Source organism: Pantoea sp. JZ2, from assembly GCF_035191405.1.
GTDB classification, from domain to species: Bacteria; Pseudomonadota; Gammaproteobacteria; order Enterobacterales; family Enterobacteriaceae; genus Pantoea; species Pantoea stewartii.
Window position 1 is genome coordinate 176443 of record NZ_CP045249.1, and the last position, 18585, is coordinate 195027.

Sequence of the window (18585 nt, forward strand, 5' to 3'; positions counted from 1 at the left end):
ATAGCTTTTGACTATCAAGTATGGCTTAATGATCGCCTCAACCGATTTATAATTGAAATTATTTCTTTGATGAAGATCAAGAGAAACACAGTAGAAACCTATAAAAACAATAATTTACACTTAGAAACCTGCAGTTCACGTGCCCAGTACCCACTTCATGTAAGTGGCTTTTTTTATTTTCTGCTTTACCTCAACGTTATTTTGTCTTTTAATTATCCCCGGGCATCAGTCTAATCATTTAAGAAATATTAACTGTAAAGGGAGTTTTATGAAAAAGAATGCAGCTACGGCTATTTTATCTTTTTCGGTTCTTATAATCAGTGGCTGTGCAACAGGAAATGGCATAGCAACTAGCGCCGGCAGTAAAAACCATAATGCACAGGTCAGTAATTATATAAATGACAAAACCTCACTGACATACGGTAACGCCATTCCTGCTTCCGGTAACATCTGCATCGATCAGTTTAATTTTCTTAAACAGTCAGGAAGTCAGAAATACAGTATTTACACTCAGCAGTACGACAGGATAAACAGCAACTTTGTCTTTTTGAATAAAAACAAAAACATTATGGACAAGGATGCCGCCCGAATGCTTGCAGAAGCGCTTAACATGCAGCTTGACAGCCTGTGTGCCAGCGTAAATTTTACGGGGTTTCAGCTCGTAAAGCGGAAAATTGGCGACATGGTGCAGGGGAAACATAACTGACGAAAAAGCGTGTAATATTTCAGCGTCTGGGCATGGCCGGACGCTGACGACCGGTGGTTGCTCCGTCAGTTTTATCCCTTCCGGGCAAGCAATATACAGTTCCTGCCTGCACCCCAGAGGGATACTGAGCCGCCCCGCGGTAGACTTTTCAGGGACAGAAAACGGCCGGAAAGTACCATGAAGAACGCTGCAGTGTGGCTGAATATAATGAATAACGCTGAACTTATATGCTGCAAACAGAAGTAACGTGTTGAGTTTCGCCATCGTCAGCGCTCGCTGCCATGATCAGAACGCAAAAGCCTCTGAAAGACTTCGCTGACGGAGCATCTACTGTAAAACATACGCTCAACTTATTGAATGCACAGCTCCTTCTCAGAAGGAGCCCCGTTTGCTTTGAGTGATACATGAGTCCACAGGACAGCACACCTTGAGTTATAACTTTATCTTTATCACACTTCCTGTCGTAGCGATTCTGACAGCACTGTTGTTATACGGCTATAACCTGCATCTCAGTGTCAGAAAAAAAACAATCCGGCTTCATGCCCTTGAGGTTATTGTTTTACTTGAGGTTTTCGCAGAAAAATGTGTGAGAGTATCAGGGGACTGGGGGGAACCGCTTCCGGATGGCACCCGCAGGGCAAGAACTGACTTCCCTGTTCCAGAAATCAACAGAATGAGAGAAATTTCATACGCTTTTCCGCTCAAAATAGTGCAAAAGCAGTTTGACCTTTTTCTTGCACATTCACAGGCCGTCAGGATCATCAGCGATGCATACGATGAAAGTACTGATACTGATGACTCGCACTACTTTTTTGAGAGACAGTGCAGGGCGACATTTCTCGGGATAAAAGCGCTTTTGATTTCACGGCGTATCCGAGTGATTTTCAGGATTTCAGCCTGCACACGGCCTTATGGCAGCAGACTGGGAGCAGAAGATATTCTTTGGCAGGAGTGGCGCAGGCAGAGAAGGATGGTGGCAAGGTACAGAAATTTGCTCGACTGGGTGTGCTGAGTAGGATGCCAGATGCCTGCCGGAGGTCTGTCAAATTAGCGACAAAGGGTCAGTAGAGGGGTCTGCCGGTCAATCGTGTAAAAAACCACATTAAGTAGATAATTTACTGTTTAAAATGAGATTTAATAGTTTTAACTCTCCCTTCAGAATATCCTCCGGCAGCGTAAACGTATAATGCTCCAGCATATTGATCTGCCCGTGCATCAGCGGTGACAGGAGGGCAATATGTTCATCATCTGGCGGTTCCCCCATCATCCTGAGATGTGAAATAGCTTCGTGCATGTAAAGCGTGTTCCAGGGCACTACCGCATTCGTCACCAAGCCCAGCGTACCAAGCTTTCACCTCTTACGGTAACGTTTTCTTACCCACGCTTCCCATCAGATAGCCCTGGCGACGGCATGTCGCCCTTCTTCCCAGTTCAGCTACGTCAGGATCCGTCGGCAATAATCCTTATCATCAATATAATGCAGAAGGTACAGCGTCAAGTTGACCAGACCTTACTCTATGATCGCCTGCACCAGCGCCGATGGGGGAAGCAGGGATCCGCTCCAGTGAGTTGCTCAGGCTGTCTGTTCGCCGTTGTTGATCGTGTCGTACACGCAGAAATTGCAGCTGCTCACGGCCTACCAGTGCTCAACAGTCGCTGACGGAGCGTCGCAAACACGCGGTCGCACATGTGAGATGTGTCAAAATCTACTTCTAGGAAGTCAGGGGAGCTGTCACCCACCTCCAGCTGGCAGCCCTCCGGCCACTTCACGCCGTACCGGGCAATGTAAAATTCATAACTGCCCGGTACGCCATCCAGCAGACCACCATTGAAGCCGTTGATTTCCACGTCCAGCCGTGTCGGCAATAGCAGGCGCATACGTGTTGTCCGTTACCGGACGCAACAGCCCGGCGCAGCCTGCCAGAAACGGCTGGATACCATCTGCTTTCTCCCACGCGTATAACGGGCGAACCGCCCTCGCCGTCAGCACTCGCAACTTATTTACGTTCTCCATTAGGCCGGTCACACGCAGCCTGTTTGCACATCAGCTCGGCATGATTTGCTCCTCTGTCGGTGGTTGCACGGTCTCACCTGCGCCGTATCGCCACAGCAGTCGGGCGAAAAGCAGCCACGGACGGACGCGCGTACCGCATGCGCCGCCGGCGCGGACTGAATGTCCCACGCATGGCGGGGAAAGGTGAAGATGATTAACATCTGTTCACAAAATAACCCAAGTTATCAGCATCAGGTATTGGCGCAGCGGGTAAGATAAATGCGGTAGTACCTCATCGGGCCACCCGCGTGGTGCCTGAATCATCAAACTTAGTCCGGGCGACTGGGCATTTTTTACTCACCATGTTGCATGGTAACGTGCTCCCATATGGCCTGCCGGACCAGCCAGAACCCGGAGGAATAAAATGCCAGCCCCTGTTTTTCTGCGAGTGACGGCGTCACGGGCTGAAAATCACTCAGGATGCGCATTACCTCTCTTCCGCTGTGCCCGAAACGCCTGCACAGCCCCACCATGGTTAGGTCATTCTCGGGGTCTGACGGTCAATGATGTAAAAAAACACGTTAAGAAAATAATTTGTTGTTTAAATTGAGATTTAATGGCCTCAGTTCTTACCCCAGAATATCCACAGTGGCGTGAGTCGGACAATAAACTCGCCATCCGGCTTTTCTCCTTTCGTCAGAAATTGTGAAAGCGGGCCGCGCGTGACTCATTTAGGTTTTCTACTTCCCTTATCATCGCCTCCAAGGCTGAGATTAATGCGCCGCAGTAGTCCATTTCGCGGCGCTAACAGGAATGCAAGCAGGAACAGGGCAGCCTGCACCAGCACAATAGTTGCTCCCGTTTCACCGTTCAGCCAGAAGCTGGCGAACGTCCCCACGACTGTCGCGATAACGGCTGATAATACTGAAACCAGGAGCATAGGGTAAAAACGCCGGGTGAGTAAGAATCCGATGCATCCAGGGGCTATCAGCATGGCAACAACGAGCACGATGCCGGTCACCTGCAGCGCAGTCACGGCCGTGGCCGCAACCATCACCAGTAAAATAAGTTCAAGCCGGGCCGGCGAACGTCCGATGACGCTGGCCTGACAGGGATCGAAACAGAAGAGGATCAGGTCTTTACGCATAATCAGCACCGCCAGAAGCGTCAGCGTTCCGATAATGACAGTCTGAATGAGAACGCTGGTTTCAATTCCCAGCAGATTCCCGAACAGAATATGCATGAAATGCATATTACCCGGTGTTGCCACCAGTAGAATCATCCCCACGCCAAGAAATCCCGTAAAGCAAATCCCCAGAAGGGCATCCGGTTTGACCGTGGTCAGATTTCGCGCTGCACCTGCAATCATTACGCAGGTCACGCCGCTTACGATCGCACCCAGGGCCATCGGCACCCCTATGATATAGGCGAAGATAACCCCGGGGAGAATAGCGTGAGATATGGCATCGCCAATCAGTGCCCAGCCTTTCAGCACAATAAAGCAGGAGAGTACCGCACACACTGAACAGACGAAGACGCCGATAGCCATCGCCTTCAGCATAAAATCGTACCGCAGCGGCTGGAGCAGCGATTCCAGTATTACTTCGAAACTCATTGGCCAGCCTCCCTGTTGAGCGCCTTACGGTGGCGGGTTGGCAGGATGCCCTTTGCAGGCGCGAAGAGTAGAGCCAGAATAAACATCGCGGTCTGCAGCACAACGATGGCTCCTCCGGTTGAACCGTCCAGGAAATAACTGGCAAAGGCCCCCCCGGTACACGCCAGTGCGGCAAGCAGAGGCGCAATGAATAGCATCCGGGAGAACTTCTGCGTCAGAAGCTGCGCGGTTGCTCCGGGTGTTATCAGCATGGCCACCACCAGTAAGGCACCCACCGCCTGCAGCGCCGCAACTGCAGCCAGAGACAGCAGTATCAGCAGCAGCAGGTGCAGCGCGCTGACGTTAAGACCGATGGCCCGCGCATGACTCGGGTCAAAACAGTAAATCAGCAGGTCTTTCCATTTCACCGCAAACGTGATGATACAAATGACACCGATTATTGCCACCTGTACCAGATCAGCCGTCGAGATACCCAGCAGATTACCGAAGAGAATAGTCTGGATGCGGATGTTGGAGGGGAATACAGAAATAATAAATAACCCTGCCGCAAAAAAAGCGGTAAAGACGACGCCAATTACGGCATCATTCTTCAGCACGGTATTCCGCTCTATCAGCCCTATCCCCAGCACCGCCAACAGGCCAGCCACGAACGCGCCGAGGGCAAAAGGGCCGCCTGCCAGCGCAGCAACCGCCACACCCGGCACAACAGAATGCGAAAGCGCATCACCCAGCAGCGACCATCCCTTTAGCGTCACAAAGCAGGATAAAAGGCCGCACAGTGCGCCAACCGCTGCGCCACCAAACATCGCTTTTATCATAAATATGTAGCTGAAAGGTTGTGCAAGCAGAGACAGGAGAGAGTCGTTCAGCATGATGAAACACCTTCTCTGCCGGATGGTCTGCCATCCTCAACCCCGGAATGCGCCAGGCCGACCGGAAGCTGATTGATCGCACCGCCAAAGGTTTTGCCAAGGTTATCCGGAGTATAAACGTCACTCACCGGGCCGGAGGCAATCAGGGTGACGTTAATCATCATCACCTCATTACAGTAGCCTGGCACGCTTGCCAGATTATGAGTTGAGACAATAATGATATGTCCCTCATCCCTCAGCTCGCGAAGAATATCAATAATAGCGTGTTCGGTCCTCACATCAACCCCGGTGAACGGCTCATCAAGCAGCATAATCTTGCTCTGCTGTGCCAGCGCACGTGCCAAAAATACACGTTTGCGCTGGCCGCCGGACAGCTCACCGATCTGACGGTCAGCAAAGGCTTCCATGCCAACACGCTTCAGGCTTTCCGAAACGATTACCTTATCCCTTTCAGTAGGGATACGTAAGATGCCCATACGCCCCTGACGCCCCATCATCACGACATCATGCACTGACACAGGAAAAGTCCAGTCCACTTCTTCGGTCTGTGGGACATACGCGATAATGTTCTGCTTCTGCGCCCATCTGACGGGGCGATGGCAGACCTCAACTTTACCGGATGTTGGTGAAACGAACCCCATAATCGCCTTGAACAGCGTCGATTTTCCGGCCCCGTTCATACCGATTAGCCCACAGATCGTGGGCTTGCTGAGTTCAAAGCTAACATTTGAAAGGCCGATATTGCCACCCCGGTAAGAAACACTCAGATCCGCTATGCTGACAGCCGGAGAGAGAGAATGACGATCGGTATAATTATTTGCCAACATTGAATGCCTTCAGAATGGTTTTAGCGTTGTAGTCAAGGAGCTTGATGTAGGTGGGAGCCGGCCCTTCATCAGTGGTCAGGCTGTCAACGAACAGCGTTCCGCCAAATTTCGCGCCTGTTTCAGAAGCCACCTGCTTCATGGCTTTATCGTTAACTGTACTTTCACAGAACACGGCAGGCACATGGTTTTTGCGTACCTGATCGATGACGCGGCGTACCTGCTGTGGCGAGCCTTCTTCATCAGCGTTGACGCCCCACAGGTACAGCTCATTAAGGTGATAGTTGCGTGTCAGGTAGGAAAATGCACCTTCGCAGGAAACCAGCGTGCGCTCATTTGCCGGAATTTTTGCGAGCATGACGGAAATTGGCGCGTTCAGGGCTTCAAGCTTTTTCGTGTACTCTGACGCGTTGTGGTCATAGGCAGCAGCATTCTCCGGGTCAACCTTATTCAGCGCTTTCCGGATGTTCTCAACGTATATCACCGCATTTGCGGGTGACATCCAGGAGTGCGGATTTGGTGAGCCTGAATATGGTCCATCCTTGATAATCATCGGTTCGATGCCCGTCGAAACGACGACACTCGGTACGTTGTGAACACCCTGGAAAAATTTATCGAACCAGCGCTCCAGACCGAAACCGTTACGCAGAACCAGATCGGCTGACTGCGCTTTCACAATGTCCAGCGGCGTAGGCTGATAGTCATGTATTTCCGCTCCTGGTTTGGTGATGGACTCCACAATAGCTTTATCCCCCGCAACGTTCTGTGCAATATCCTGCAGAATAGTGAATGTTGTCAGAATCCTTTTAGGTTTTGCATCCCGTGCCCCAGCTGGGATGGCTATCAGTAGGGACATGACCACGGCCGCAGAGGCAATTATAAAACGTCTAGTTTTATTGAGCATTTACATTTCCTCGACTGTTTAAAAAGAAAACAAAATTAGCAAGTGCTATATGTTATAGCACTTGCTAATTTAAATGAGAATAATAGTCATTCAATTTATTCCTGATGAATGCTCTGATGCGACCTCTGTTCTGCGGGGTGACGAGTAATGTGGCTTTGTTGAATAAATCAGATTCGGGCCTAGTGCCTTTGTAGCAGGGCAGACTTTCAGGCAATGCATACGCTTTATTGCATTCCTGCCTTTGTCATACGGTTCAGTGCTCGAACCATGGCCAGCGCCTCTGCCACCTGACCATCATAATCCCGCAGCGTCAGTGAACCGCCGAACAGCTGCTTTACCCGGTACATCGCCGTTTCCGCTATCGAGCGACGGTTGTAATCTGTTGTCCATTTCCATCGGGCATTACTTCCGCTCAGGCGCTGATTCGCAACGGTACGGTTCCGGTCCGCGTATTCACCGGGCCAGTAGCCCGCTCCTTTTCGGGGTGGGATGAGCGCGCGGATATTCTTACGCCCCAGTTCATCGTGACACAGGCGGGTATCGTAAGCTCCGTCGGCTGCTGCTGCCCTGATTTTTCTGTGAGTCTGCCTGATAAGGCCCGGGAGGGCTTCTGAGTCCGTTACATTGTTCCGGGACAGGCCCACACAGATGATTTCGTGGGTTTTACCATCAACCGCAATATGCAGCTTTCTCCAGATATGACGGCGCGCTTTGCCGTGATTTTTAACTTTCCATTCGCCTTCCCCAAAAACTTTCAGCCCGGTGGAATCAATCACCAGATGCGCGATTTCACCCCGGGTGGACATTTTGAAACTGACACTGACCGACTTCGACCGCTTGCTGACACAGGTGTAATCCGCGCATCGCAAAGGAATCCCCATAAGGGAAAAATGGAATCAATAAAGCCCTGTGCGCCCCGCAGGGTCAGGCGGGATAAGCGTTTAATCATCAGGAAGGTAGTGATGGCAAGGTCAGAATAGCGCTGAGGCCTTCTCCGGGATGAAGGCGTTGCTGACTCATACCAGGCCTTAATCGCCTCATCGTCCAGCCAGAATTTGAGGGAGCCGCGGTTGATAAGGGCTTTGTTATAGGTGGGCCAATTGGTGATTATGAACTTTTGCTTTGCCATGGGGCTGCCTGAATTGTCAGGGGATAGGGGGATCTGATCCCCTAGCTCACTAAAAGTTTGATTTATTCAACAAAGCCCTTTAAACCCTGACAGTCCTGCAGCAGCATGTTCCAGCCTCAGATTATCTGCTGCTATATTGATGCCAATTCCGACATAATCGGCTCTTTTGCCCTTCAGCAAATACCAGTTACGCCCCCCCGAATTTCCCTCTGGCATGAGTTTTAAATCACTCAAATAGTCCCATGGTTAAAAAAAAGGCATCCACCACGATGCCTTTTCAGGATGCTCCCAGCCTTCACATGCGATAATTTACGCATCAGGTCCGGTGATCCTTTCCAGGTGAACTGTAAGCCATAATAGTTCGTTACCGCCAAGGGTGACCTCAAGTTGAGATTTCACATAATCACGAATCAGTAGCGCACAGCGGTATGCTTCCGGATACTCTTTGATCACCTGTACCAGCAGAAAGCCATCGCGCGTACTGTCCAGCTTCCGCTCCTGTAAGCGCTGAAGGAAGAACTGCATATGGATCAGAAAGCGAGAATAGTTAATAGAATGGGTGTCAACTTCTTGCTTAAAGTGGTATTGCACAAGATTGAAGATATCCTTCATCATTTTTACATATTGCATGGTCTGTGCAAAATCATCGCCGTCGCTCTGCCCGTTAACTAGATGAAACGCAATATTACCGGCTTCCTCCTCCGGCAGCGCAATATCATACTTCTGGCGAATAATCTTCACCGCTTCACTTGCGACATTGAACTGTTGGGGGTAAAAACGTCTGACTTCAGGTAACAGGCGGTTTTGAATGGCTATCCCTTTGCGGCTGCGTTCGATGGCGAAGGTCAGATGGTCGGCGAGAGTAAAGAATATCTGTTCGCGGACCTTGCTGGAAAGCTGCATATTGGCGCGGGAAATAATCATTGCGGCCATTTCTATGACCTCGTCCGGGATTGCGGAGAGTGCCTCAAGATAGACTCTGCGCGTGCCGAGCGTCTGGGTCACAAACAGCTTTTCTATCTTTTCCGGGGCGATCTCATCCCCGGGTCTGCTGTTGAAGCCAATACCTTTCCCCATGACGATAACCTCCCTGCTATCATCATCCGTAGAGAGCACCAGGCTATTGTTGAGCACCTTATGAACAATCATCTCTGCGACTCGTCGTGGTTGCCGTTTTGCGCGATGACATCCTTATACCACCAGAAACTGCGTTTGCGGATCCTTTGCAGGCTCCTCAGGTCCTCCTCGCCGCGATCGACATAAATAAAACCGTAGCGCTTGGCGTATCCCTGATGGGTGCTGACCACGTCAATCGCCGCCCACGGGCAGTAGCCCATCAGCTCGACGCCGTCGGCTATCGCCAGACGCATTTGCTCGATATGCGCCTTTAAGAAAGCGATGCGATAGTCGTCATTTACCGTCCCGTCATACTCCAGCTTGTCCGGCGCGCCCATGCCGTTTTCGCTAATCAGAATCGGCAGGCCGTAGCGTTCGCACACTTTACGCAGCGTCAGGCGCAGCCCCACCGGATCAACCACCCAGCCGTAGGGGGTTTTGCTAACCCACGGGTTTTCCGCAGGGCGATAAACCCCCTCTTCGCCCAGCATAATTTGCTGGTCCCCGGCGCGGGGCGCAACGTCTGCGCCGTCGCCTAGGCTGGCGGCAATGGTGGCGGTAGAATAATAGTTAATGGCGATAAAATCCGGCCGTCCCTGCTGCAAAATCAACGCATCTTCTGGCTGCATTTCCGGCGCAAGGCCGCGGTCCTGTAAATACGCCCACGCCAGGGCGTTGTAGCGGCCATGTACCGCCACATCCAAAAAGCTCCAGCAGCGCAGCGTCTCCCAGTTATGCGCGGCGATGGCGTCCTCCGGTTTACAGCTTTCGGCGTACATCGACGTGGTGTTTATCGCCGGGCCGATGCGCGCCCCGGGGAACTCCCGGTGGCATAAGGCGAAAATCTGCGCCTGGGCCAGCATCATATGGTGGTTCTGCTGGTATAGCGCTTTCTTGTCCGGCAGTTCGCGATCCGCTGGCACGCCAATCGCGCCGGGATGCAGAATCATGGTGTTCTGTTCGTTAATGGTCAGCCAGAGCGGAACTTTATCGGCAAACTCGCTGAACAGCAACCGGGCATAGCGCATGAACGCCTCCCCGGTTTTGCGATTCAGCCAGCCGCCTTTTCGCTCCAGCGCCCATGGCAGGTCGAAGTGGTACAGCGTGACGATGGGAGTAATGCCATGGCGCGTCAGGGCGCTGATCAGGCGGTGATAAAACGCCAGCCCGGCCGGATTCGCCGCGCCGTCGCCGTCAGGTATCACCCGCGACCAGGCCACCGAAAAGCGGTAAGCCTTTAGCCCCATCTGTGCCATCAGCGCGACGTCTTCCTCCACCCGATGATAGTGGTCGCTGGCGATGCGGAAGTCCGCCGTTCCCGGCGGATGGCTGAGCATATCGACCACCGAAGGGCCTTTACCCTCTTCATTCCACGCGCCCTCGACTTGATAGGCCGAGGTGGACGCGCCCCACAGAAAACCGTCCGGGAACTGCGCTTTCTTTTGATAAATCATGCCTGCACCTCCTTAGCGGATTGCACCATTAGTTGCTCGCCGTAATCTACCTGCGCGGCGGCGGTCAGGCGCAGCGAGTGCTGCTCGTCACCGTTGACCACAATAACAGGAGTAATCAGGTCATACCCGGTCTGTTCGATGGCGGAAATATCAAAGCGGATCAGTGCCTGTCCGGCTTTCACCCTATCACCCACCTTCAGCTTAGAGCTAAAGTGCTGGCCGTTAAGATTAACGGTATCGATACCGATATGGATCAGTAGCTCAAGACCACTGTCGCTCTTTAGGCCAATGGCGTGGCAGGAGGGCAGGAACATTATCACCGTGCCGCTAAACGGCGCTCGCAGTACACCCTCTTCAGGACGAATCGCCAGCCCCTCGCCCAGCAGGCCGGCGGAAAAAACGTCATCGTTCACTTCGCTGAGCGCAACCACCTGGCCGCGCAGCGGGCTGAATACTTCCGTCTCCCCCTCGCTTTTCGGGCTCACCGCAGGCTGCTGCGCCTCGCCCACTTCTTCTTGTTCCTCAGGAACATCTTTAAAAGCGATAAACCAGGTCAGGGTAAAGGTCACCACGATGGAGATCGCGCAGGTCACCAGCGCATGGACGATGTTCATTGGGTTTTCGCCTATAAACGCCGGCAGCGCCGCGAGTCCTGGCGAGACAAACGCGTAGCGCACCAGCCCGCTCACCCCGGCGTAAACCCCGGCGCAGCCGCCGCCGATCATCGCGGCAATCAGTACGCGGCGGAACTTGAGCAGCACCCCGTACAGCGCCGGTTCGGTGATCCCCAGCAGCGCGGTAAAGCCCGATGAAGAGGCAAGCTGGCGCAAGTTACTATTTTTGGTTTTCAGCGCCACGCAGAGCGTCGCCGCCCCCATCGCCACGTTGGACGCCAGCATCCCAGGACCGTTAATCATCTCGTAACCGCTTTTACTCAGCTGGCCGGTGGCGATCGGTGTCATTGCCCAGGCGGTACCGGTAATGATCAGGAAGGGCTGCAGGGTGCCCATCAGCAGCGGGATCAACCAGCTGGCATGGCGGTCAATAGCGCCCGCCCCGGCGGCGACCAGATCGTTTAGCAAAATACCCGCCGGGCCGACCACAACCAGCGCCAGCGGCGCGGTAATCAGCAGGATCAGCATCGGCTTAACGAAGAATTTGATAATCGACGGCGAGACTTTTTCGGCAAAGCGCTCCACCCACGACATAAGCCACACGGTCAGAATAATCGGCAGAACCGAACCGGCGTAATCAGACAGCAGGACGTTGATGCCAGCAAAATCAACCGCTTTACTGGTCGTCAGCATCTGACCGATTCCCGGATGCAGCAGCACGCCCGCGAGGGTCATCGCCAGAATTGGATTACATTCAAACTTAAGCGACGCTCCGTAGGCCAGCAGCATCGGCAGGAAGAAGAAGGCGGCGTCGGCAATAATATTCAGCAGCTGATACGTCGAGCTGGTTTCGCTAGTCACCCCCGTGAGCTTGAGAATAGCCAACAGCGCTTTAATCATCCCCGCTCCGGTAATTGCCGGGATCACCGGGGTAAAGGTGGTAGAAATGACGCTGATAATCCGTGCGACGATGCTGGCCGGCTTCGCATTTTTATCGCCGCCTGCCGGCCCTTTTTTCTCCGGCAGCGTCTTATTGAGCTGGCGGTAAACCTGCTGCACCTCGTTGCCGATCACAATCTGGAACTGGCCGCCCTTATCTACCACGCTGATTACGCCGGGAAGGGTGCCAATCTGCGCATCGTTTACCTTTGTGCGGTCGTTGAATTCCATGCGCAGCCGGGTCGCGCAATGGGTAAGCATGCGGATATTCTCCGCACCGCCCACCTCGTGGAGGATTTTGTCTGCTGTTTCGTTATAGTTCATAGTGTTCCTTGGTGTTGGGGCAAAAAAAAACCAAAACAGAGACGCCCCCCTTGGCGGGAGAGCATTTCTATTTTGGTCTTGCCTGCTTTCGCAGTAGCACGCCATCTTAAAAATGGGTTATTTCGTCGAATTATCTAAGCGTCTTTTATCAATGACAACGGCGGCCGAACAAAAGTGTGACCTGGATTCAGTAAATTCTTACATCAGGGTATTCGCCCACAGCTGTAACCGCTGCGGCCCAGGCTGTTTAAGGTTTTTGCAGTAACGCCGCATATCGATAATAACCGCCGCGACGATAATGATGCCTTTGATAATGTCCTGCACGTAATGAGTCCTATTGCATGAAAATCTTTACTCAAGTCACGGAAGATCAACTTTTATCCCTCGTTGACAAGGACTGGCTTATACTTTGCTGAACACACCGGAGTATTTATGCCATTTTCACAATACAGTTACCCACGACATTCGCGGAATTGATCGCTGTTATGTAGCATATCGATATCTTTCATTTATTTGCTGTAGATATGCTGTCCGCACTCCGGGCAACACCGGTGACCATAATATTCACGCTGGCAGAGTACGCAGAAGTAATCTCTGTCTGAAGGTGCTGGCAGCCTGGCGGCTGCAAATTGAAAACACAGTCGTCAGCCTAACCCTGAGTTGCCATACACTGACTCGAATATGTATGATCTGACTATATATTTTTTCAGAGCCTTTACCCATGATGACCCGTAAAAGTATCGATACCATTCAGCTCTCCGTTGCCGCTGATAAGCTTTCACAGCCTGACTGGGACAGGATTAAGCTGATGAAGCCCATGGATCCGCCTCCGGCCATGGTCGCCAGCGCCATACAGGAGCACCGCCACGATGTGGCGGCTCTTGCCCGACTGCAGGAAGCAGGGGATTTACCTGTGTGGTGATTTCTGGTTTCAGCCTCCACCCGCTCAAAAAGCTGTTCACTGCTAACCAGTGCTGGACCTCTTTTCTCGACGCCGGTGGCCTGCGCGATATTAAGATGGAAGCCGTCACAAAGATGTTCGCCTGCAGCTCCCGCATCAGCGGCCTGAAGGAATATGGCTGCGGTAACCCCGGCTGCCACCACGTAAAATATATCACCAGTGCCCGCCACAGCCGCGCCTGCCCGTCCTGCGGCAAAAAGGCCACCGACCCGTGGATTGCCGCCCAGTTCAACCGCCTGCCGGACTGTGACTGGATGGCTCTGTCGCATTAACGGCAGTAAGTCAGCAAAAGCTGCGTAATCTGTTTTTCAGTCAATCAAAAGATAGAATTGTTCTGCCGGTGACAACCCGTTCCCCTGCGGATGTTTATACTGCCCTTTGCGTATCATATGGATTAACTCAATGCCGGCCAGTATCGTCTGCGCCCGGCGAAATGATTTGAACCCCAGCATCAGTCGTATCCGCCGTTTGATGTTCCGGTGATCCTGCTCAATCAAATTGTTCAGATACTTGCTTTGCCTGACGATAATGGTTTCTTCATCTGCTTTACCCGCGTTGAGTGTATCCAGAGCCGCGGTATTCGCGCCGCTTTTATCAATGGTTACCACCTCCGGTTCCCCGTTATTGCGGATAGCCTTGCGGAAGAAACGCAGAGCAGCTGCCGCATCACGTTTAGCGACCAGCAGGAAGTCGATGGTCTGCCCCGTACTGTCAACTGCCCGGTACAGGTATTTCCACTGCCCCCTGATTTTGATGTAGGTTTCGTCCATTCGCCACCGTCGGCCAGGATTACGTTTATACCGGCGAAACGCCTTAGCTAAGCGTGGTACCAGCCGGATGACCCAGCGGTGAAGCGTGGAATGATCAACGACAATCCCCCGCTCAGCCATTATCTCTTCAAGATTTCGCAAGCTGAGTGAGTAAGCCAGATACCAGCGAACGCACTGGGCAATAATATCGACGGGATAATGCAGGCGTTTGAAGGCTTTTCGGATCAGAGACATGGGCAGGGAACATCGCAAAAAAAACTGCATGTTACCTGACGACTCCTTAATGCGACAGAGCCGGATTTAGTGGGGGTTCAGGTTCAGGCCTTATCAGGCTATCCGTTAAGTTCTTCTCAACATTATGCTCCACGGTTGGTTTTGCCTTTTCCCCTTCAGAAGCCAAGGCACCGTTTTTTTCCAGGTGAGCGAAGGCTGAAGGAGCCCTTTGCTTCAAAGCTTCAAACTTATCCGCCAGCGTCACGACTTTTCCGCTTGCCCGTTCAGGTTTAGTCTCTGGCCCTGGAGGGATAAAATGCGTCGGCATTGAAGATCTGCGATTCAAAGGATCAATGTTGCGCGAGGTGGTGTAAATAAAATCACCATTTGATAAAGAGGTGCGGCCAGACGGCTCCTTTTTCTCGCGCAGTACGACGCCATTGACGTTGTCCGCTTCCAAATTTTGCGCATTCTGCGTTTTGGACGCCTCGCCATCGAACGCCGTCTTCAGCATGTTTTGTTCAACCACAATGGTTGGCTGTTGCTGAACTTTGGGCTCAGGGCCAAGGCTCGAATCGTGAATAGTTTCGGTTTCAGTCGCCCTCTCAGTTTGAGTAGCGATGCTCTTTAATTCAGGCTTTGGTGTCTGGGTTTCAATTTCTCGCCTGGCAACGTTTTGCTGCGGAGCGTCGACAGCCAGCTCTTGCTTGAAGCCCTTTACGCCAGCCAGATTTCCAAGGAAGTTTCTACCGCCTCCAATGCCAGCATTAAACAGGTCTTTAATGAGACCCACCTTTTCAATATTGGTAAGCCCTGAATCCAGAATGTGCTTAACAATCGTAGAGTTAGAGTCCGCAGGCGAGGTATTCGCCGCACCAACTGAACGGGTAATATCGCCAACACTCCCCCCTTGGCTGGTGATATTCAGAGTAATGCCGCCCTGCCTTGGCCCGGTTGGAATAAATACTCTTTGGTTATCTGCACCACCGTCGGGGTTAGGATTCAGCATCTCCGGGCCTTGTGGTGCAGGGGGCACCGGTTCCGCATCATAAAATGTTAGCGTTTTCGAAATAGCGGCACAGTCATTGACGAAAAAGTTCAGCTTCTGGGCCATCGTTTCCCATGGCTGATTGGGCTGTGTCAGACCTTCTACGTCGTGCTTCAGGGTAGATTTGCAAACATCCAGACATTGCTTGAAGATGGCCTTGTCGTGAGTATCCACTGACTTCGCCTGGTGATGATCTTCCCAAGCTTCCATACAGTGTTCAATATACTTGTTGATCACCTTCTCAAAAGCGCCCGCGCTGTATTTTGAAACTAGGCCTGAGAGTTCTTTTGCTACCTTCTGCTCTTTATTTTCATTGCCGTTAGCTTCGGCAAGTTTCTTACAAACTTTATCAAGCTTGGCTAGATCTTCTGGATTACCGCTATCTTGCACATCCTTATAGATAACACCGATAAGCGTCCTGATCTTATTTCCTTCAGGGCTTAATTCTTTTTGAAGAAAATCGGCTGGGAGATTTTTTTGCGCCTCATGCCAAACAAGCTGTTTTGCATTAACGGTCTGATGCGGCTGTTGTCTAAATAGGGCTATCGGATCGTTTCTACCTTCTGTAATCAGATTGATAAAAGCGGGTCTCTCGGTCGCGCATGCAGAGCTATCCATGCCTCTGGCATAGATAGATTGAATATCCTGTCTGACTGCACCATTAATAGATCCAAGCATAATAATAACTCCTCAACTGTCCTATATTTTGACTTTGATGCAGGGCATAAAGCATCGGGTTAGGAAATTTAACAGCCGCTGAAAGACCGTTTTTTTGGCTTGTCACTCATTTCTCGATAGCGACTGTATATTTCAGGCTGCGCGATTAAAGCTTGATCGGCACGGTCATTATTGTGCGAAGTAGCTTGTTTTAGTGGGTGGTGCCTCTAATTGGTTGAGTTGATGTATCATGTTTGCTTTTGAGGTTTACTCATGGCCTGCGTCACCGTTTATTGCCCCCGTTGTCAGTCTGCTCAGGTTTATCGGCACGGGCAGAACCCGAACGGACACGACCGATTCCGCTGTCGGGAGTGCCATCGCGTGTTTCAGCTCACTTACTCATACGAGGCCCGTAAACCGGGAGTTAAAGAGCAGATTACCGAAATGGCCTTCAACGGTGCCGGGGTTCGTGATACCGCCAGGACACTGAAAGTCGGTATTAACACCGTCATTCGCACTTTAAAAAACTCGCGCCACGACGAACAACGTCATCTCCGGTAGCCCATGCTGATGTGACGCTTATCTGTGAACTTGACGAACAATGGAGCTTTGTCGGCAGTAAAGCCCGACAGCACTGGCTCTGGTACGCGTACAACACGAAAACAGGCGGTGTACTGGCCTACACTTTTGGCCCACGAACCGATGAAACCTGCCGCGAATTACTGGCACTGCTAACGCCTTTTAACATAGGCATGATAACCAGCGACGACTGGGGGAGTTATGCCCGAGAGGTGCCGAAGGATAAGCATCTGACCGGCAAGATTTTTACTCAACGCACTGAGCGCAACAACCTGACGCTGAGAACCCGAATCAAACGCCTGGCCCGAAGAACTATCTGCTTCTCACGCTCTGTAGAGCTTCATGAAAAAGTCATTGGGGCCTTCATCGAAAAACATATGTTCTACTAATTGGAGGCATCACCTTTTAGTGTATCGGCTCGCAGATGAAAATAATAACGTTGTGCGGCGCAACCCCCTTCACCTAGCAATGAATGATTCTCTTCTAATGCAGAAGCATAGCCAAAATGGTCTTTAAAACTCCCCTGCGAGCTGTTAGACGACCCACTGTTCATACGTCTTAAAAAAAGTGTCTGGTTCCGCAAATTTCACCTGCAAACCCGAAACGCGGCAGGCGAATGCACCATAGGTTTCATTTACTCCCTGAGTCAGATAAATATCTTGTCTTAAACTTTCTTGCGATGCGAACCTGTAGATGCTGTTCATATAACCCACCCAGCAAATTTTTAACCTAAGGCTTTAAGAACGTCTTTTGCACTTTCTGCAAGGGACGCGATCGCACCACTCAATACTTTATTTAAATTATCGAAGGTGCTGTTTGCTTGGCTATAACGTTGGGCAAAAACCTGCATATTACTTTGCAGGGCGCTGCAGCCTGCATTAAAGGAGGCAAGCCACGCCTGGTAGCTGGCCGTAGAAACTTTGCCACCGCTAATACCTGATGGATAATTAGGTGCAGCGCTGTACTGTTCGAGGCTGAATTCGATTTTACCGCTATCGTTTACTTTAAAGGCAGGCGCAAGCGTGGTTTCCATACTTTTACGCTCTTCCGGCGTCATTTTATCCCAGTTTTTTAAACTGCCCAGGTCGATACCTTTAACTTCATTCCTGAAGTCGTCATACCCTTTTTTCATGACGGATGTATCGAACTTAACATTATTACCGTCATCACCTGTGGAAACGGCTTTGGATGCCGCTCCCTGCACGTGCGTATTATAAGCTTCGTACATTTCCGTATACTTCTGCATCAAATCGGCATAGAAATCTACGTAATCGCCTTTGATTTCTTTAATGGCGAGGGCCATTCTGGCCCACAGCTCGGCATAGCTGGAGTGGGTGGAAATTTCGTCATCACCGCTCTTTGGCTCCGGTGCAGGTTCCTGCGCCGCTCTTTGTTTCTCAGCCGAAAACTGGCTTAACGAATAGTTCGCCATAGTACGATTTGTTACGATCTCGCGTTGGATATCCGATAACGCCTGAGCGCTACTCTTTACACGCTGTTCCTGATTGTCGACCATCTCAGCAACGTCATCCGACGGTTGCGCGCCGTCATTGGCCGTTTTGAGACACTCTAATGTGGCAAGCAGTTTGCTGTTATTAAAATCTTCGCCGCTGGTATCCAAACCATACTGACCAAGTAGAGCCCTAATTTCATCAAACTTATCCGCCTTATTAGGGGTATCCAACTGAGCAATAAGCTCTTTTATTAGTTTCGTAGTCAGTTCCGAAGTTGAACCTGCGTGGGTTTCAGCCATCGGCACAGCTTGGGTAGCGTTGGTATCGGAGGAATAATAACTAACGGGATTGGGCACAGCATTATTTACGTTAAGCATGGCGAAATTCCTTTTGAGCAACGTATGCCGGGTATC

General features: G+C 51.4%; 17 protein-coding genes and 5 pseudogenes. 5 read left to right on the forward strand and 17 right to left on the reverse strand.

The annotated features are described in order from the left end of the window. Nucleotides 1-268 precede the first annotated feature (268 nt). Entirely contained in the window at nt 269-706 is a 438-nt protein-coding gene (locus GC087_RS24615) for a YuaE family lipoprotein (RefSeq protein ID WP_210523163.1), read from the forward strand. Between the two features lie 427 nt (nt 707-1133). Continuing rightward, the gene (locus GC087_RS24620) at nt 1134-1718 is read left to right on the forward strand and encodes a hypothetical protein (RefSeq protein WP_210523165.1); all 585 of its coding nucleotides are present in this window, start codon (nt 1134-1136) and stop codon (nt 1716-1718) included. Between the two features lie 90 nt (nt 1719-1808). Here GC087_RS24620 and GC087_RS24625 read toward each other — a convergent pair. The 14 genes and pseudogenes from GC087_RS24625 to GC087_RS24690 form a co-directional block, all read right to left on the reverse strand. Further along, nucleotides 1809-2249: pseudogene (locus GC087_RS24625) on the reverse strand (Tn3 family transposase); the annotation flags it as partial. Nucleotides 2250-2345: 96 nt separating this feature from the next. Continuing rightward, nucleotides 2346-2720, reverse strand: a pseudogene (locus GC087_RS24630) (hypothetical protein); the annotation flags it as partial. A 332-nt stretch (nt 2721-3052) separates the two neighbouring features. Further along, nucleotides 3053-3187: a hypothetical protein gene (locus tag GC087_RS24635; protein WP_275273048.1), complete on the reverse strand. Its 135-nt coding sequence runs from the start codon at nt 3185-3187 to the stop codon at nt 3053-3055. A gap of 239 nt (nt 3188-3426) precedes the next feature. Then, complete coding sequence (locus GC087_RS24640; protein WP_324030756.1) at nt 3427-4314, reverse strand: metal ABC transporter permease; 888 nt, start codon at nt 4312-4314, stop codon at nt 3427-3429. Then, nucleotides 4311-5186, reverse strand: coding sequence for a metal ABC transporter permease (locus GC087_RS24645; protein WP_324030757.1), 876 nt, complete (start codon nt 5184-5186; stop codon nt 4311-4313). The genes GC087_RS24640 and GC087_RS24645 overlap by 4 nt, the downstream gene beginning before the upstream one ends. Then, on the reverse strand, nt 5180-6013 hold the full coding sequence (locus GC087_RS24650; RefSeq protein WP_324030758.1) for a metal ABC transporter ATP-binding protein: 834 nt from the start codon (nt 6011-6013) through the stop codon (nt 5180-5182). Before GC087_RS24650 ends, GC087_RS24645 begins: the two co-directional genes overlap by 7 nt. Beyond that, nucleotides 6000-6914, reverse strand: a complete 915-nt coding sequence (locus GC087_RS24655) for a metal ABC transporter substrate-binding protein (RefSeq protein WP_324030759.1) — start codon at nt 6912-6914, stop codon at nt 6000-6002. The genes GC087_RS24650 and GC087_RS24655 overlap by 14 nt, the downstream gene beginning before the upstream one ends. Nucleotides 6915-7138: 224 nt before the next feature. Continuing rightward, nucleotides 7139-8043 (reverse strand): annotated as a pseudogene (locus GC087_RS24660) (IS5 family transposase). A 66-nt stretch (nt 8044-8109) separates the two neighbouring features. Then, nucleotides 8110-8277 carry a hypothetical protein gene (locus GC087_RS24665; RefSeq protein WP_324030760.1) on the reverse strand — a complete coding sequence of 56 codons (168 nt, stop codon included), beginning with the start codon at nt 8275-8277 and terminating at the stop codon, nt 8110-8112. Nucleotides 8278-8352: 75 nt separating this feature from the next. Next, nucleotides 8353-9192 (reverse strand): BglG family transcription antiterminator LicT, encoded by an 840-nt coding sequence (licT, locus tag GC087_RS24670; RefSeq protein WP_324030761.1) that lies wholly within the window; start codon nt 9190-9192, stop codon nt 8353-8355. Then, on the reverse strand, nt 9189-10613 hold the full coding sequence (locus GC087_RS24675; protein WP_324030762.1) for a glycoside hydrolase family 1 protein: 1425 nt from the start codon (nt 10611-10613) through the stop codon (nt 9189-9191). The genes licT and GC087_RS24675 overlap by 4 nt, the downstream gene beginning before the upstream one ends. Next, nucleotides 10610-12490: a beta-glucoside-specific PTS transporter subunit IIABC gene (locus GC087_RS24680; protein ID WP_324030763.1), complete on the reverse strand. Its 1881-nt coding sequence runs from the start codon at nt 12488-12490 to the stop codon at nt 10610-10612. The genes GC087_RS24675 and GC087_RS24680 overlap by 4 nt, the downstream gene beginning before the upstream one ends. Before the next feature lie 198 nt (nt 12491-12688). Then, a pseudogene (locus tag GC087_RS24685) lies at nt 12689-12817 on the reverse strand (hypothetical protein); the annotation flags it as partial. A gap of 182 nt (nt 12818-12999) precedes the next feature. Then, nucleotides 13000-13131 carry a putative zinc ribbon protein gene (locus GC087_RS24690; protein WP_324030788.1) on the reverse strand — a complete coding sequence of 44 codons (132 nt, stop codon included), beginning with the start codon at nt 13129-13131 and terminating at the stop codon, nt 13000-13002. Between the two features lie 80 nt (nt 13132-13211). Between GC087_RS24690 and GC087_RS24695 the strand changes: the two genes are divergently transcribed. Both GC087_RS24695 and GC087_RS24700 read left to right on the forward strand, forming a co-directional pair. Continuing rightward, nucleotides 13212-13412 carry a hypothetical protein gene (locus GC087_RS24695; RefSeq protein ID WP_324030765.1) on the forward strand — a complete coding sequence of 67 codons (201 nt, stop codon included), beginning with the start codon at nt 13212-13214 and terminating at the stop codon, nt 13410-13412. Continuing rightward, a pseudogene (locus GC087_RS24700) lies at nt 13406-13714 on the forward strand (transposase zinc-binding domain-containing protein); the annotation flags it as partial. The gene GC087_RS24695 and the pseudogene GC087_RS24700, both read left to right, overlap by 7 nt. A 45-nt stretch (nt 13715-13759) precedes the next feature. On the opposite strand, the gene GC087_RS24705 reads toward GC087_RS24700, so the two are convergent. Together GC087_RS24705 and GC087_RS24710 are read right to left on the reverse strand one after the other, a co-directional pair. Beyond that, the gene (locus GC087_RS24705; protein WP_210523173.1) at nt 13760-14455 is read right to left on the reverse strand and encodes an IS6 family transposase; all 696 of its coding nucleotides are present in this window, start codon (nt 14453-14455) and stop codon (nt 13760-13762) included. A 46-nt stretch (nt 14456-14501) separates the two neighbouring features. Continuing rightward, nucleotides 14502-16160 (reverse strand): hypothetical protein, encoded by a 1659-nt coding sequence (locus GC087_RS24710; protein WP_324030766.1) that lies wholly within the window; start codon nt 16158-16160, stop codon nt 14502-14504. A 252-nt stretch (nt 16161-16412) separates the two neighbouring features. On the opposite strand from GC087_RS24710, the gene GC087_RS24715 reads away from it, so the two are divergent. After that, nucleotides 16413-17107 (forward strand): IS1 family transposase gene (locus GC087_RS24715; RefSeq protein ID WP_210523126.1). Its coding sequence is split into 2 segments (ribosomal slippage): nt 16413-16659 and nt 16659-17107, totalling 696 coding nucleotides; the frame shifts between segments, so codons are not numbered across the junction. 335 nt (nt 17108-17442) lie between these two features. On the opposite strand, the gene GC087_RS24720 is transcribed toward GC087_RS24715, so the two are convergent. Beyond that, nucleotides 17443-18549: an IpaD/SipD/SspD family type III secretion system needle tip protein gene (locus GC087_RS24720; RefSeq protein ID WP_210523124.1), complete on the reverse strand. Its 1107-nt coding sequence runs from the start codon at nt 18547-18549 to the stop codon at nt 17443-17445. Between the last annotated feature and the right edge of the window lie 36 nt (nt 18550-18585).

Excerpts from the sequence above, each read along its gene's own strand:
- GC087_RS24615 (WP_210523163.1), top strand. The coding sequence starts at position 269 with ATGAAAAAGAATGCAGCTACGGCTATTTTATCTTTTTCGGTTCTTATA.
- GC087_RS24635 (WP_275273048.1), bottom strand. The coding sequence starts at position 3,187 with ATGCGCATCCTGAGTGATTTTCAGCCCGTGACGCCGTCACTCGCAGAA.
- GC087_RS24640 (WP_324030756.1), bottom strand. The coding sequence starts at position 4,314 with ATGAGTTTCGAAGTAATACTGGAATCGCTGCTCCAGCCGCTGCGGTAC.
- GC087_RS24645 (WP_324030757.1), bottom strand. The coding sequence starts at position 5,186 with ATGCTGAACGACTCTCTCCTGTCTCTGCTTGCACAACCTTTCAGCTAC.
- GC087_RS24650 (WP_324030758.1), bottom strand. The coding sequence starts at position 6,013 with ATGTTGGCAAATAATTATACCGATCGTCATTCTCTCTCTCCGGCTGTC.
- GC087_RS24655 (WP_324030759.1), bottom strand. The coding sequence starts at position 6,914 with ATGCTCAATAAAACTAGACGTTTTATAATTGCCTCTGCGGCCGTGGTC.
- licT (WP_324030761.1), bottom strand. The coding sequence starts at position 9,192 with ATGATTGTTCATAAGGTGCTCAACAATAGCCTGGTGCTCTCTACGGAT.
- GC087_RS24675 (WP_324030762.1), bottom strand. The coding sequence starts at position 10,613 with ATGATTTATCAAAAGAAAGCGCAGTTCCCGGACGGTTTTCTGTGGGGC.
- GC087_RS24680 (WP_324030763.1), bottom strand. The coding sequence starts at position 12,490 with ATGAACTATAACGAAACAGCAGACAAAATCCTCCACGAGGTGGGCGGT.
- GC087_RS24695 (WP_324030765.1), top strand. The coding sequence starts at position 13,212 with ATGATGACCCGTAAAAGTATCGATACCATTCAGCTCTCCGTTGCCGCT.
- GC087_RS24705 (WP_210523173.1), bottom strand. The coding sequence starts at position 14,455 with ATGTCTCTGATCCGAAAAGCCTTCAAACGCCTGCATTATCCCGTCGAT.
- GC087_RS24710 (WP_324030766.1), bottom strand. The coding sequence starts at position 16,160 with ATGCTTGGATCTATTAATGGTGCAGTCAGACAGGATATTCAATCTATC.
- GC087_RS24720 (WP_210523124.1), bottom strand. The coding sequence starts at position 18,549 with ATGCTTAACGTAAATAATGCTGTGCCCAATCCCGTTAGTTATTATTCC.